Source organism: Acetobacter sp., from assembly GCF_022483985.1.
Taxonomy (GTDB): Bacteria; Pseudomonadota; Alphaproteobacteria; order Acetobacterales; family Acetobacteraceae; genus Acetobacter.
This window is the reverse complement of the sequence record NZ_JAKVME010000003.1, coordinates 319,849-333,325: the sequence shown is the minus strand read 5'-3', so window position 1 is coordinate 333,325 and position 13,477 is coordinate 319,849. Positions and strand designations below refer to the sequence as shown.

General features: G+C 58.1%; 11 protein-coding genes. 7 read left to right on the top strand and 4 right to left on the bottom strand.

Annotated features, from left to right (window positions below):
* Positions 1-68: 68 nt before the first annotated feature.
* From LKE90_RS15650 to LKE90_RS15640, 3 genes are all read left to right on the top strand, one after another.
* The gene (locus LKE90_RS15650; RefSeq protein ID WP_291491384.1) at positions 69-362 is read left to right on the top strand and encodes a YciI family protein; all 294 of its coding nucleotides are present in this window, start codon (positions 69-71) and stop codon (positions 360-362) included.
* On the top strand, positions 359-781 hold the full coding sequence (locus LKE90_RS15645) for an EVE domain-containing protein (protein WP_291491385.1): 423 nt from the start codon (positions 359-361) through the stop codon (positions 779-781). Before LKE90_RS15650 ends, LKE90_RS15645 begins: the two co-directional genes overlap by 4 nt.
* 259 nt (positions 782-1,040) lie before the next feature.
* Positions 1,041-2,480, top strand: coding sequence for a glucoamylase family protein (locus tag LKE90_RS15640; protein ID WP_291491386.1), 1,440 nt, complete (start codon positions 1,041-1,043; stop codon positions 2,478-2,480).
* A 325-nt stretch (positions 2,481-2,805) separates the two neighbouring features.
* Here the strand turns inward: LKE90_RS15640 and LKE90_RS15635 are convergent, their stop codons facing one another.
* The 3 genes from LKE90_RS15635 to LKE90_RS15625 form a co-directional block, all read right to left on the bottom strand.
* Positions 2,806-3,666 (bottom strand): transporter, encoded by an 861-nt coding sequence (locus LKE90_RS15635; RefSeq protein ID WP_291491561.1) that lies wholly within the window; start codon positions 3,664-3,666, stop codon positions 2,806-2,808.
* Positions 3,667-3,838: 172 nt separating this feature from the next.
* On the bottom strand, positions 3,839-6,277 hold the full coding sequence (locus LKE90_RS15630; protein WP_291491387.1) for a membrane-bound PQQ-dependent dehydrogenase, glucose/quinate/shikimate family: 2,439 nt from the start codon (positions 6,275-6,277) through the stop codon (positions 3,839-3,841).
* A 277-nt stretch (positions 6,278-6,554) separates the two neighbouring features.
* Positions 6,555-7,607, bottom strand: coding sequence for an ion channel (locus tag LKE90_RS15625; protein WP_407066047.1), 1,053 nt, complete (start codon positions 7,605-7,607; stop codon positions 6,555-6,557).
* A gap of 187 nt (positions 7,608-7,794) precedes the next feature.
* Between LKE90_RS15625 and guaD the strand changes: the two genes are divergently transcribed.
* Positions 7,795-9,132: a guanine deaminase gene (guaD, locus tag LKE90_RS15620; RefSeq protein WP_291491388.1), complete on the top strand. Its 1,338-nt coding sequence runs from the start codon at positions 7,795-7,797 to the stop codon at positions 9,130-9,132.
* A gap of 120 nt (positions 9,133-9,252) precedes the next feature.
* Complete coding sequence (locus tag LKE90_RS15615) at positions 9,253-10,953, top strand: OprO/OprP family phosphate-selective porin (RefSeq protein ID WP_291491389.1); 1,701 nt, start codon at positions 9,253-9,255, stop codon at positions 10,951-10,953.
* A 163-nt stretch (positions 10,954-11,116) separates the two neighbouring features.
* Here LKE90_RS15615 and LKE90_RS15610 read toward each other — a convergent pair whose 3' ends face one another.
* Positions 11,117-11,356 carry a (2Fe-2S)-binding protein gene (locus tag LKE90_RS15610; protein ID WP_291491390.1) on the bottom strand — a complete coding sequence of 80 codons (240 nt, stop codon included), beginning with the start codon at positions 11,354-11,356 and terminating at the stop codon, positions 11,117-11,119.
* A gap of 264 nt (positions 11,357-11,620) precedes the next feature.
* On the opposite strand from LKE90_RS15610, the gene LKE90_RS15605 reads away from it, so the two are divergent.
* Both LKE90_RS15605 and LKE90_RS15600 read left to right on the top strand, forming a co-directional pair.
* The gene (locus tag LKE90_RS15605) at positions 11,621-12,673 is read left to right on the top strand and encodes a glycosyltransferase (RefSeq protein WP_407066048.1); all 1,053 of its coding nucleotides are present in this window, start codon (positions 11,621-11,623) and stop codon (positions 12,671-12,673) included.
* 168 nt (positions 12,674-12,841) lie between these two features.
* A complete protein-coding gene (locus tag LKE90_RS15600) occupies positions 12,842-13,456 on the top strand; it encodes a PadR family transcriptional regulator (protein ID WP_291491393.1) in 615 nt (204 codons plus the stop codon).
* Positions 13,457-13,477 lie beyond the last annotated feature (21 nt).

Below are 13,477 nucleotides of genomic sequence, written 5' to 3'. Positions count from 1 at the left end.
CATGCGGATATTGGCACGGGGTGCCCGCTGCATGGGCGGCACTCCCTCATTTCAACCCGGAGCCCTCTATGCTGTTCGCCATCATCTGCACCGACAAACCCGGCCAGTTCGAAACCCGCTCGGCTACCCGCCCGGATCACCTCGCCTACCTCAAGACCTATGTCGAGCGCATCCAGTTCGCAGGTCCGATGATGGGACCGGACGGCAAACCGTGCGGCAGCATCGTCATGCTGGAGGCCGCCGACAAGGCGGAGGCCGAAGGCTTCGCCGCCGCCGACCCCTATGCAAAGGCCAGCCTGTTTGAAAGCGTGATCGTTCGCCCCCTGCGCACGGTTTTCCGTGACGGAAAACTGGCCGAATGAGCCGCAACTACTGGCTGGTGAAATCAGAACCGGACGCCTTCTCATGGGATGAGCAGGTCGCCAACAGTATCGAGCCGTGGACCGGCGTCCGCAATCATCAGGCCAAGAAAAATCTCGCCGCCATGAAGAAGGGCGATCTCGCGTTCTTCTACCACTCCAACATCGGGCGTGAGATCGTCGGTGTGGTCGAGATCGTGAAGGAAGCCTACCCGGACCCGTCCGCCGAAAGCGGGTCATGGGTCTGTGTGGATGTAAAGGCCGTCAGCCCCATGCCGCGACCGGTAACGCTCGCGGAAATCAAGGCGTCTCCCGAACTGGAAGATCTCGCTCTGGTCCGACAGTCCCGGCTCTCGGTCGTGCCTGTGTCGGAAGAGCACTGGGCCATCCTGTGCGGAATGGGTGGCTGGCCGGGAAAATAGATGTCCCGTCTGAGGGAACGGCATTCGGGGCTTGCCCCGAGCCCCTCACAGGGGCGCGGTTCCTTCGACCTCACATGATGAAAACGGCAAAAGGTGAAGATATCTGTGATCCATTCCGGGCACAGAGGTCGTGCTGTTTGTCATAAAATGTAAAAATTATTCTGTAATAGGAGGCATGCGCTTCGTTAACGACAAAGGCTGGTCTACTGTCTGCCGGTTTGTTCACTGACCCGGAACGAACGGTCATACAGGAAGAAGAATGACGATCGCCCGTAAATCCAGACTTTGCGTAGTGAGCCTGATTCTTGCAGGTCTCTCCTCTCAGGCGCAGGCCCACCAGACAGCCACCCCTCCATCAGTCGTCAGGCTGACCACAGGTGATCGCGCCATGATCGACGATCTGGAGCACCGCACCTTCCTCTGGTTCTGGGAGGCCGCCGATCCGAAGACTGGACTGATCCCCGACCGCTATCCCTCTCCGCAGACCTTCGACAGCGTCGCCTCCATCGGCTTCGGTCTGACGGCTTACGGCATCGGGGTGGAGCGTCATTACATCACGCGGGAACAGGCCGCCGAGCGAACGCTGACGACCCTGCGTTATCTGTCCCGTCTGCCGGAAAATGACTCAAAGGATCAGGCATCCGGGTTTCACGGTTTTTTCTACCACTTCCTCGACCCGAAGACAGGATTGCGCCTGAATCCGGACATCGAACTGTCCAGTATCGACACGGCGCTGCTGGTGCAGGGCATCCTGTTCTCCCGGAGTTTCTATGACCGGAGCACATCACAGGAAACAGAAATCCGTGCTCTGGCCGACATTCTTTACAAACAGGTCGACTGGCAGTGGATGAAACGTCCCGATAATCGCCTGAGCATGGGCTGGGGACCGGAGCATCAGTTCATCCCGAATTACTGGGAAGGCTACAGCGAAGGGATGATGGCCTATATTCTCGGGCTCGGCTCTCCCGATCAGGAGCATGCCCTGACACCAGTATCATGGCAGGCCTGGCTCAGCACCAATGACAGGCGCTGGGGCGAGTATTACGGCCAGACCTTCCTGAATTTCGCTCCTCTTTTCGGACACCAGTACACTCACGCATGGATCGATTTCCGGGGCATTCAGGATGAATGGGCCCGCGGAAAAAGCGTTGATTATTTCGAGAACAGTCGTCGGGCAGCCTATTCCCAGCGTGCTTACGCCATGGCCAATCCCGGCGGATGGCGCGATTACAGCGCAACCGTCTGGGGCCTGACCGCCTCCGATGGTCCCGGTGAAATCACGCAGAAAGTGGACGGCAAGGACAAACGCTTCATGTCGTACGTCGCCCGAGGAACAGGCAGGGACTATGTGCAGGATGACGGCACGATCGCGCCGACAGCCTCGATAGGCTCCATCGCCTTCGCACCAGAAATCGTGCTTCCCTCCATACGCGAGATGAAGAACCGGTATGGAAAACAGGTTTACGGCAAATACGGTTTTGTCGACGCCTTCAACCCCAGCTTTCAGGATGGCAAAACCTTCTGGTCTGATCGTGAATATGTTGGAATCGACCAGGGCCCCATTCTGCTCATGATTGAGAACTGGCGGGACGGGTTTGTGTGGAATGTCATGAAGCGCAATCCGTATATCCGCACAGGCCTGCAACGCGCCGGATTCTCCGGTGGCTGGCTGGAGACCAAAAACTCCGGGGCAGAATGACAGCCTGCTGATCGTTCGCAACAGACTTTCCGGGCATCATCTTTCCGAAAAAAGGTGATGCCCGGAAAAGGTTTTTGTAAAATACGCATCAAAATCCCGTACGTTATGCGATCGCCATAACCGACTGGCCATTGCTGAGATCGATGCGGACTCTGCCCGCACCCGGCAGGAACCACAGATCCCTTCACCCCGATTTATCGATCACAGACGACTTCCAAAAGCGCGCCTTTGGTAGGTTCAGGACGCGCTCCGTAAATCTCCCCGGAAGAAAAGATCAGGCAAAAAGGTCGCTGGTCTTATTTAAAGGCGGCTCCGTGATCCGGTTTCAGGGCCAGAGATAGAGAAGCTTGATGTAATAGGCGTTGCTTTCGGGTATGTTTCGCCCTTCCACTGAGTGACTGTAACGGGCCGTCAGACTGAAATCCCGGGCAATATTGAACATGATACCGGTTCCAAGCGCGACTTCACGGCTATTGGAATCATCCACATAACGATCCGCCGTCCTGTCATATGTGCCGGTCACATTCTGCCAGTCGAATGCGAGAAACGGCTCGACAAGCCGGGTGGCTTTCCAACTGAAACGAAGATTGCTGTAGAACACAACACCCGGAGAGTAGCTGTGCTCTCCCTTCTTGTGTTGTCCTCCCCCCACAACCGTCCCGACATCGCCATCAAAGCTGAAATGCTTCCACTCATAATCAAAGATAATACTGGAGATGTTTGACCAGTACCCCGGCGTCAGCGCATCCCTCGTGCCTGAATTGGTCTGTAGAAAGGTCTGTACGCCAAACGTGCTGTGTGCATTCGGCTTGAACCAGGCGGCAGGCCCCACGATCGTCGGGCCAAGCCCTCCGTAATTGGTGCCGTTGGCAAGAGTATAGCTTTCCGTCTGGATAAGTTCAAAAGCAAAGCCGACATGGGGAATGGCGTCGAACGTGCGGAAATGCACATATTTCGTCATGCCCGACCAGGTATGGCTGCCTTCGCCCGGCTTACGCTGGCCTCCGGAATTATAATAGTTCCCGGCAGCATTGCCGTTGCCATACTGCACCAGAACATTGAAAGGTTTGAAATCGACGGGCAGGTCATACTCGTGCGGACCGATGATCCCGAGAGTGACATCCGCGGCCTCCGCTTTCCGCACAGGGATAAAGCCGAGCATCGATACACAGACACACAACACCATGCGACGGCGCCATGACGCCCTTTCTGTGGAGTGCATTGATTTTATTCCGAAACAATCAGAAGGCATGAGTCTCGCCGGGTGACCCATGCAGTCCCTGTTGAAAACAGTTCAGATAAATACAGGACAGAAACGGAAGAGGACGATGACCGTCCCCTTCCCGCTCCCGAACTCCCTACTTCGCCGCTCCGTCGAGCGTGTAGGCGAGGATGTAATCGCCCGAACGGGTGCCCAGACCACCATGACCACCGGCCGCGATCAGCACATACTGCTTACCATCGACTTCATAGCTCATGGGGGTCGCCTGACCACCGGCCGGGAGACGGTCTTTCCAGATCACCTTGCCCGTGGCGACATCGAACGCCCGCAGATAATCGTCCGCTGTGGCGCCCATGAAGAGCAGTCCGCCCTTGGTCACGATGTTTCCACCGATGTTATACATGCCCGTGGGCAGCGGCAGATTGGTGTGCGTCCGGAAAGGACCGGTATCGCGCGTCGTGCCGACAGGGTGCTGCCATACGATCTTCTTCGTTACGAGGTCGATCGCGGTCAGCGTGCCCCAGACAGGCCCCTTGCAGGGAATCTCCAGAGAGTTCAGCCAGGGGTTGGTGTAGGCGACATACGGCGTGCCGTAGTCCGGCGAGATGGCCAGAGCGTTACCCTTCGCCGCAGGTTCGTTGCCTTCGCCCTGCCATTTCGGCAGAACGCCTTCCTGCTCAAGCGCGTTGCGATGATCGAGCTTGATACGGAAAGGCAAATAGCTGGCGTTGGCGAACATCAGCTTGCGGGCCGGGTCGATGGTGATGCCCTGCCAGTCCACAATACCGTAGAAAGCCGGATAGACGATTGTGGTCTTGCCGACATGCGGCGGTGTGAACTGACCTTCATAGGCCGACTCACGATACTCAAGACGGCACAGCATCTGGTCCAGCAGGGTTGCGCCCCACATGTCGGACTCTTTGAGATCCGGCGGAGTCAGGCTCGGCATGGCCACAGGGAAAGGCTGCGTCGGGCTGATACGGTCATCGGACGCAACACCGGCTGTCGGAACAGGACGCTCCTCGACAGGATAGCCGGGAACAGGCTGGCCGGTGCGACGGTCGAGAACGAAGAACTCGCCGCGCTTCGTGCTCTGCACCAGAGCCGGAACCGTCTGGCCGCTTGCATCCGGGAGATCGACCATCGTCGGACCGCTCGGAATGTCCATGTCCCACAGATCATGGTGGACCGTCTGATAAAGCCAGCGACGCTCACCCGTCACGATATCAAGAGCGACAGTCGCGCTGGATGTGGCGTCATCGAACGGACGACGTGAACCACCCCAGTTGTCCGGCGGAGCGTTGCCCGTGCCGAAATAGACCAGACCAAGGTCGGGGTCAGCCGTGTAGACACCCCAGGCATTCGGTGTGTCACGCGTGAGCATGTCACCCGGACCCGGCGTCCATGTCTCGGGGGTGTGGCCCGCATCCCACGCCCAGGCGATCTTGCCTGTCGTGGCGTCAAAGGCGCGAACAGCACCCGAAGGTTCGAAGTTGGCCTGATTGTCGAAGATCCATCCGCCTGTGATCAGACGGTTTTTCATGACCATCGGAGGCGAGGTGATGAAATGGAAGCCCAGCGGCACATTGCCCATGTAGTCGCGCATGGAAATGAAGCCGTGATCGCCAAAGTCATCGCAGGGCTGACCGGTCTCGGCGTTGACCGCGACGATGCGGGCATCCGCCACGGGCGAATAGATACGCTCCCGGCATGACGTCTCGATTTCGTCCGGAATACGGTAGTACGAAACACCACGGCAGGCGAGATAGACATTCGAGTCCAGATCAGCCTTGGCCGGTTTCGGATCGTACTTCCATTTGACCTTGCCGGTCCGGGCGTCCAGCGCCATCACCCAGCTATGCGGAGTGCAGATATAGAGCGTGTCCTTGACCTTGATCGGCGTCAGTTCAAGGTTGAACTCATGGCCTGCATCAGGCCCCGCGACCACATCTTCTCCTGTCTGCTGCGTGTCGCCGGTTTCCGTGACCCATGCCCGTTTCAGGCTGCCGATATTGGCCGGAGTGATCTGATCCAGCGGCGTGTAGCGCTGCCCCTGAGCATTACGGCCATAATAGTGCCAGTCACCGGCAGGAACGCCGTCATGCAGATCAGGCAGGCTGGCGGTCATGCGGTCCGCAGCCACCGTGCCGTTGATGGAATAGGACGTGAAGCAGCTTGCAACCAGCGCAAGACAGGAGACAGCGAGAGCGCCGAGCACTTCCCGCTTGTCGGTCAGCCAGACTGAACCGGCGCGCCAGACGCCCGGAATGAGCAGCCACGCGCCGAAGCCCACGAGGGTCAGCAGACGGACTTCCAGTCCCCAGAAGTCGAAGCCAACTTCAAAAAGCGACCAGAGAGTGGCCAGCAGCAGAAACGCCGCATAAAGACGCATCGCTGTCTGAGGTTTTCTGAACCCCAGAACGGCGGAGGCAAGAAGGACCAACCCCGCAAGAGCGTAAAACCATGACCCACCAATAAAAAGAAGCTTCAACCCTCCAATAAGAAGAAATAAACCTGTAATTCCAAAAATAACAGACGTTATGGCTGACCATAATTTCATGCCACTTTGCTGCATCTTGTTTTCTTTCTTATGCACCTCTGTTTTATGTCGAAAATTTATTTTCAAACACAAACAAAAGATCACGCGGACAGATGCTGGCATTCACAGCAACCGCCGTTTTCAAAACAAGAAATCAAACGTAATCATCACAAAAACTTGTTTTCCCGCGCCTGAAACTGTATCGGATGTGACACAGTTTCGGACGCCGCCAGATCCGGATCACGCGGAACGCGTTGTTTTCCCTGTTGCTTGTAAAAGCATGGCTCCGGATCAGAACGGCTTCGTATCCCGCTCAGTCCCGAGGCGGAATATGGGCCTCGATATCGTGAAATCTTGAATAATCGACAGACAGACCGCCACTCGGCCGCGTGTGAATGATGTCCACAAACCGGTGATTGTGCAGGACCTTGTCAAACGCATAGGCCGTCCGGGCGAACACCGTCTGCCCCATGGCCTCATCCGTTCCCGTGACCGTCACAATAATCTCGGCTTCTTCCGCCTTCAGCTCTTCCAGCGAATATCGGTGCAGTGGGCTTACTTCCGTCACGACATGCGCCAGCACAAACGCAAAACGCAGTACCGGCACATGCGCCTGCACAAGGGTCAGCGGTTCGAAACGCCGTTCAAGATGGCCATCATGCGTGACGATCAGGCGGGATAGCGCAACTTCAGCATCAACGGACAGGATCAGGCTGCGACGGCAGTTGGCGATACGGATACACAGGGCGGGAACACCGTTTTCATCCGAAATGACTGCTCTGTCGCTGAAGATGATCCGCGCCCGGGGACGGGCAATCCGGGCGAAGACGGCGCCCGCGGCCAGCGCATTGACCATCATGCCCAGCAACACCTCGAACGACACGATCACATTGGCGACGACACCGCTCGGCACCATGCCGCCATACCCGACAGTCGAGAGCGTCTGCACGCTGAAAAAGAACAGGTCCAGAAATGACAGCGGGTGCGAACCCGTCACTTCGCCGGGAACCAGCGCATACAGCAGGGCGAACAGCAGATTCACCAGCACATAGGACATGAACGCCCAGAAAGTGAAAGCCATCCAGCTAGCCGTCAGAGCATGGTGATACAGGTCAGACCACAACGCGTCCTTCACACCCAGACGCACCACATCGGCATGTTTTTTTTCATCAAAAGCATGCGTGCGAAAGCGACGTATCGCTTCCTTTGTGGAGACGTGCCTTTTCGTCTTTCCGGATGCTCCGCCTACAGGCGGCGCATGCACTCTGGTTTCATGCCGTTCGTCCCGTTGCGTCTCGCGAAACGAGGAAGAACGCCTCTCATTCAGTCGCCGCCAGATCCGCTTCATCTCGCCCTCTCCAAGGATGAAAAGACACGGAAAACAGGCCGCGCCGCCACATTCTTCCCCCATACCGCCATGTCCGCTTCCAGACTATCGACACGCACGCATGGAACACCCGCATTCCCTATTGAATGAAAAACTTCCTATCCTCTGACAGCCGCCCGCATAGGACCGCTCACGCCAGTCCGGGCATCACACAGGGAGCGCCCGCATGACATCAAGCCACACTCAGACCGCAGTTCGTGGCCGTATCGTCACCTTCCGGGATAATCCCTTCATCGTCCCTCCCTCCGAAGCCCTGCTGGTTGAGGAAGACGGGCTGGTCATCATGAAAGGCGGCCTGATCACGCAGGTCGGCGCCTACACAACACTCCGTGACAGACTTGAGAAAGAAACGACTGTCGTCTCTTACGGTGACGCCCTGATCTCGGCGGGCTTCATCGACACGCATGTCCATTATCCCCAGTTACCGGTCATCGCATCATGGGGGCAGCAGCTTCTGGAATGGCTGGACCAGTATATCTTCCCCGCGGAAGCCGCGTTTGCAGACCCGGCCGTGGCGCAGGACACCGCCAGACGGTTCCTCGGCGAACTGCTGCGCGCCGGAACAACCACTGCCGCCGTCTACTGTACGGTCCACCCCCAGTCCGTGGACGCCTTCTTCACCGAGGCCGGGCGGATCGGCGCACGCATGATCACAGGCAAGGTGCTGATGGATCGCAATGCGCCCGACACCCTGCGGGATTCGGTGCGGACGGGCTATGACGACTCGGCGGCGCTCATAGGACGCTGGCACGGCAAAGGACGGCTGTCCTACGCCGTCACGCCACGGTTCGCCATTACCAGCACCCCCGAACAGCTTGAAGCCGCCGGTCATCTGCTCCGCCAGCATGACGGGCTCTACATGCAGACGCATCTGTCCGAAAACCTGCACGAAATCGAGACCGTCGCCCGTCTGTTTCCTGAGCGCTCATCCTATCTCGATGTCTATGATCACGCCGGGCTGGTCGGTCCCCGCAGCATCTTCGGCCACGGCGTGCATATCGGCGAAAAGGAGTTCTGCCGTTGCCATGAAAGCGCCGCGAGCCTTGCGCACTGCCCGACTTCCAATCTGTTTCTTGGCAGCGGTCTTTTCAGGCTTTTCGAAGCCCTGTCTCCCCGGCGTCCTGTGCGGGTAGGGCTTGGCACCGATGTCGGCGCAGGCACTTCCCTCTCCCAACTCCGGACTCTGGGAGAAGCCTACAAGGTCGCACAACTGACGGGACATTCGCTGCATCCGGTGCAGGCTTTCTGGCTGGCGACCGCCGGAGGAGCGCGTTCGCTGCATCTGGAAAACAGAATCGGCACACTTGCTCCCGGAATGGAGGCTGACCTGTGCGTGCTTGATCCCCACGCCTTTCCCCTGCTCGATTACAGGGCTTCCCGCTGTGAAAGCGTTGAAGAACTGCTTTTTATCCTGATGACCCTAGGCGATGAGCGTTGCATTTCGGCCACATGGGTCGGCGGGGAGTGTGTCCACACGCCTGAAAGCGGCTCGTTATACCGCTAGAAACCGCAGAAATCCGCCAGTGAAATAAAACTGCAATCTGTGTGTCATTCAAGCTTCACGCCGTTTTCCATGAGCAGAGATTAACAGGACGTCATCCCACGGCTCCGGATCAAGAGAGAGATGACCCTGTCCTCCCGTTTCCTCCTTCTTTCACTGACAGTACTGAGCGGAGCATCAGCCCTGTCAGTGTCCCCCGCACATGCTGCAACGTCTGACAGCGCGGAAGTTGCAGCCCTGCGTCGCGAAATGGCCGAAATGCGCCATGAGATGCTGAGCATGCGCTCCGAACTGCGCCACCGGAACACGTTCCCGACCAACCATGATGGTCGTCCGGCTTCAGATCGCGGCGAGGCTCATTCATGGCGGAATGCCCACGCAGCAGCCCACACTCCGAACGATTATAACGGCGCTCCGGAAGCCGGCATCGGTTTCAATCAGCAGGCCAAAATCAACTACCACGCCTCAGGCGATGGTCGTCCGGCTTCCGATCGCGGCATCACCAGCTCGTGGGAAGACTTCAAGCGCGCTTCTGCCGACACAGAAGTCGTGCAGGTCGGCGGCATGAAGATCGGCTTCCCGAATGGCCGCCCGACCCTCCAGTCCGAAGACGGCAAGTATGCCTTCTCGATCGGTCTGGCTTTCCATGAAGACTTCGGTGGCTTCATGGGCGTGAGCCCCAGAGCGGGTGAAGCCAAGGGCAAGTTCAACAGCTTCACGTCGAACGCACGCCGTCTGCGTATCCCGTTCACCTTCCGCTACAAGGACTGGGTCGCCAACATCACGCCTGACTTCGGTGCAGGCAACAACGACGGCACCGTCGGTCTTTACGAAGCGAACCTGAACTACGCCGGTCTGCGCAACACCATCCTGACGGTCGGTTACTTCCAGCCGCGCGTGACGGAAGAAGATTCCGAAAGCTCGAACGAATTCGAGTTCATGGAGCGTCCGGGCATCACCGATATCGTGCGTAATATCGCAGCCAGCGACGCACGCTTCTCGATCGGTGGTCTGCACTATGAAAAGCGCTGGTGGATTGGCGCCTACTTCACGGGTCAGCAGTTCGGCGGACGTAACGCCAGCGGTTATTACGGCGGTGACGGCGCGGTCAGCGACAGCCAGACGGGCGGCACCTTCCGTGTCGCAGGTCGTCCTGTCGCAACCAAGGACTGGGATCTGCATCTCGGCCTTTCCGCCATCTCGGCTTTCAAGCCGAACAATGGCACGCATGGCCGTTCCTTCACGCTCAGCCAGCGTCCTGAAGTCAATCTTGGCGAAGACAGCCTGCTCGGCACCGGCGCGATCACCAATGTCTCTCAGGTCTGGGCTGCCGGTCCTGAAGTCGGTCTTCGCTGGAAAAGCCTCGTTATCAAGAGCGAATACTACCATATTGGTGTCAACCGCTCGCGTAACGCTTCAGGCCAGTCGCTCGACAACCTGAACTTTGGCGGCTGGTATGTGGCCGCGAACTACACCCTGTTCGGCACGCCACGCGCCTATAACTACAAGGAAGGCGCTTTCGCGGCTCCGGGTGTGAAAGAAAGTCAGGAGTTCAACCCAGCAACCGGCCACTGGGGCGCTCTTGAAATCACCGGTCGTTACAGTGAAACGGACCTCAACAGCCAGCCCAACTCCTCCACAGGCGTCCGCGGCGGCAATCAGATCGTCTGGTCGGGTGGTCTGAACTGGTATCCGAACCGTCACTTCCGCGTGATGCTGGACTATAACCACTTCATCGACCAGCGGACCAAGAACGACGGTCTGGTCAACATCGCAGGCCGCAACGGAAACTCCGTCGCTGCCCGTGTGCAGGCCGCTTTCTGATCTTCATTACCCAAGGGGGGTGGGATACGTCCCACCCCCCCTTTTTATGCCTGCTATGCGGCCCGAATCTTCAGCAACTCCGAGCATCTGAGCAAAAAAACAAAGGCAGGGAGTTTTCACTCCCTGCCTTTGTTGCATTCTGCAAAATGAAAAACGGAAACTGTCAGGCGACGGCGCGGGAAAGCTCCTGCTGCGCCGCAAGCTCCATGGACGCCATGACGGCTGCGGAGGCCTTACGCTGCTTCAGCGCCTCGCGGAGAAGACAGACGACGCCCTTGACGCAGTTGCCGCACTGGGCCCGGCATTTCCGGGCCGCATAAACCTCTACGGGTCGCGTCGCTCCGGCTTCCACCGCAGCGCTTACATCGTGATCGGTCAGCCCGTTACAGGAGCAGATATACATCCACGTGCCTCATAGCCTCAACACGCATACAGGCTAACAGATAATGAGAACGCCTCGCAATAACATTCATGTCAATTTATTCGAAAAACCGCTTCCGGACAGGGAGTTCACCCGGCGTAAATGCCGGACAGCCATGGAAAGGCTTCTTATTCCGGATTCGTTACAAATATTTCATCTTTCGTTTTTTCTCCATCAGGCAGATATGTCACCCGAAACAGTTTTGAAGGAGGTGATGTGAGGGACGTTCCGCACATTCTGCAGGTCATGGCGGCACGCGGCCACGGCGGCGCCGAACTGTACTCCACCGACGTCATGCTGGGTCTGCACAGGGCCGGCATCCGGCAGACCGTCGTCCTCCACCCCGACTCTCCCCGTCTGAAGGAACTGGCCGATGCAGGCCTGACCATCGACACCGATACGCTGAAGCCGCGTTTCCCGCTGTGGAGAAAGTGGCGCATGACCCAGCTTATCCGTCGCCTTGAGCCTTCCATCGTCCATTGCTGGATGCGACGCGCCGCTGCGAGCATGCCCGCCAACGCCAGCCATCTTTCCGGCAGACGTCCCGTCATCGGCTGGTTCGGCAACTACCGCGACCTCAAACCCTATGCCCACTGCACGCATCTTGTGGGCTGCACGCCGGATATCGCGGAGCGCATGCGCACCAATCCGGACTGGCATCCTGTGGACAGCGCCACCACAACGGGCCGCATATTTTCAGCCCCGACCTTTTCCTCGGTCACGCCGGAACCACCGCTTCCCCGCGCAGCCCTCGATACTCCGCAGGATGCCCGCATTCTGTTGACACTCTCACGTCTGCATGAGGCGAAGGGACTGGAAACCCTCATCTCCGCCATGCGGGAGCTGCCGGACTGTTATCTCTGGATGGCGGGGGAAGGTCCGTTACGCGCCGCACTGGAAGAGCAGGCGAGACAGGAAGGCGTGATCGACCGGATTCGCTTCGCGGGGTGGCGGACCGATCGCGGCGCGCTTCTGGCCGCATCCGACATTTGTGTTCTTCCCTCGCGCTACGAGCCGTTCGGCACCGTCATTCTTGATGCCTGGTCCACAAAAACACCTCTGGTGGCCTGCGCCGCCGCAGGGCCTCGCGCTTACATTCGCACCGGCGAAAACGGCATGCTGACACCGATCGACGATCTTCCCGCTCTGGTCGGCGCTATCCGGTCCGTACTGGATGACAGCACGCTGAGAGACCGGATCGTCTCCGGAGGCCTTGCCGATTACGAGCATGGTTTTACACCCAGAGTCGTGATCGACCGGTGGCGGACAATTTACGACACCTGCCTCGCTTCCGTCTGAAGCCGTCCCGGTCGCCCGCAGCCAGTGGGTGAGTCGTCCGCCGAGCGGTTCTCCTGCGACGGGCCAGCGAGACCGGCAAAACATATATGTTACTTTTTGCAATATTTAAAAACAGAATGTCACCAGAATAGTCTTGATTTATATCTTAAGATATATGTATCGTAAGATATGTTTAAAGATCATACATCCAGACATCGTCCTTCCCGCCATGCCGATGGTGAACACCCCACAGGTCGCCGCCGGTTCGGTGATGGCTCCCGTCATGGCTTCGGCAGAGGTGATTTCCCTGCCGGACGCAAACTCAGCTCCAGCGAACTGCAACTGGTCCTTCTGGCGCTCATGGCAACCCAGCCCGCGCACGGCTACGAGCTGATCCGTCTTCTTGAAGAAAAATCCGGCGGTTTTTACGCGCCGAGCCCGGGCATGGTTTATCCTGCCCTGACCTACCTTGATGAAACCGGGCAGGTTACATCCTCTCCTGAGGGTAACCGCAAGCTCTATACGCTGACTGATGAAGGCAAGGCGTTTCTCGAAGCAAACCGGGAACAGGCTGACGGCATCCTCGAAACCCTGAAGCGGATCGGCAGCCGCATGAGCGAGGTGCGGGACGCCTTCTCGGGCGTTGATGATGCAGACCCGCGCGCTTCCGACGAATTTCACGAAGCCCGACATGCTTTCAAACAGGCCCTGATGCGTCAGCGTGGATGCGGACCAGAAGAAAGAAAACGCATGACCGACATCCTCAGGCGCGCCACGGCAGAAATTCTCAAAAAACCTGAATAATCCAGACTTTTTCAATGGAGA

What these genes read in the sequence shown, in the direction of transcription:
- guaD (WP_291491388.1), top strand. Translation starts at nt 7,795, where the DNA reads ATGACATCAAGCCACACTCAGACCGCAGTTCGTGGCCGTATCGTCACC.
- LKE90_RS15605 (WP_407066048.1), top strand. Translation starts at nt 11,621, where the DNA reads ATGGCGGCACGCGGCCACGGCGGCGCCGAACTGTACTCCACCGACGTC.
- LKE90_RS15600 (WP_291491393.1), top strand. Translation starts at nt 12,842, where the DNA reads ATGTTTAAAGATCATACATCCAGACATCGTCCTTCCCGCCATGCCGAT.
- LKE90_RS15630 (WP_291491387.1), bottom strand. Translation starts at nt 6,277, where the DNA reads ATGCAGCAAAGTGGCATGAAATTATGGTCAGCCATAACGTCTGTTATT.
- LKE90_RS15650 (WP_291491384.1), top strand. Translation starts at nt 69, where the DNA reads ATGCTGTTCGCCATCATCTGCACCGACAAACCCGGCCAGTTCGAAACC.
- LKE90_RS15640 (WP_291491386.1), top strand. Translation starts at nt 1,041, where the DNA reads ATGACGATCGCCCGTAAATCCAGACTTTGCGTAGTGAGCCTGATTCTT.
- LKE90_RS15610 (WP_291491390.1), bottom strand. Translation starts at nt 11,356, where the DNA reads ATGTATATCTGCTCCTGTAACGGGCTGACCGATCACGATGTAAGCGCT.
- LKE90_RS15615 (WP_291491389.1), top strand. Translation starts at nt 9,253, where the DNA reads ATGACCCTGTCCTCCCGTTTCCTCCTTCTTTCACTGACAGTACTGAGC.
- LKE90_RS15635 (WP_291491561.1), bottom strand. Translation starts at nt 3,666, where the DNA reads ATGGTGTTGTGTGTCTGTGTATCGATGCTCGGCTTTATCCCTGTGCGG.
- LKE90_RS15645 (WP_291491385.1), top strand. Translation starts at nt 359, where the DNA reads ATGAGCCGCAACTACTGGCTGGTGAAATCAGAACCGGACGCCTTCTCA.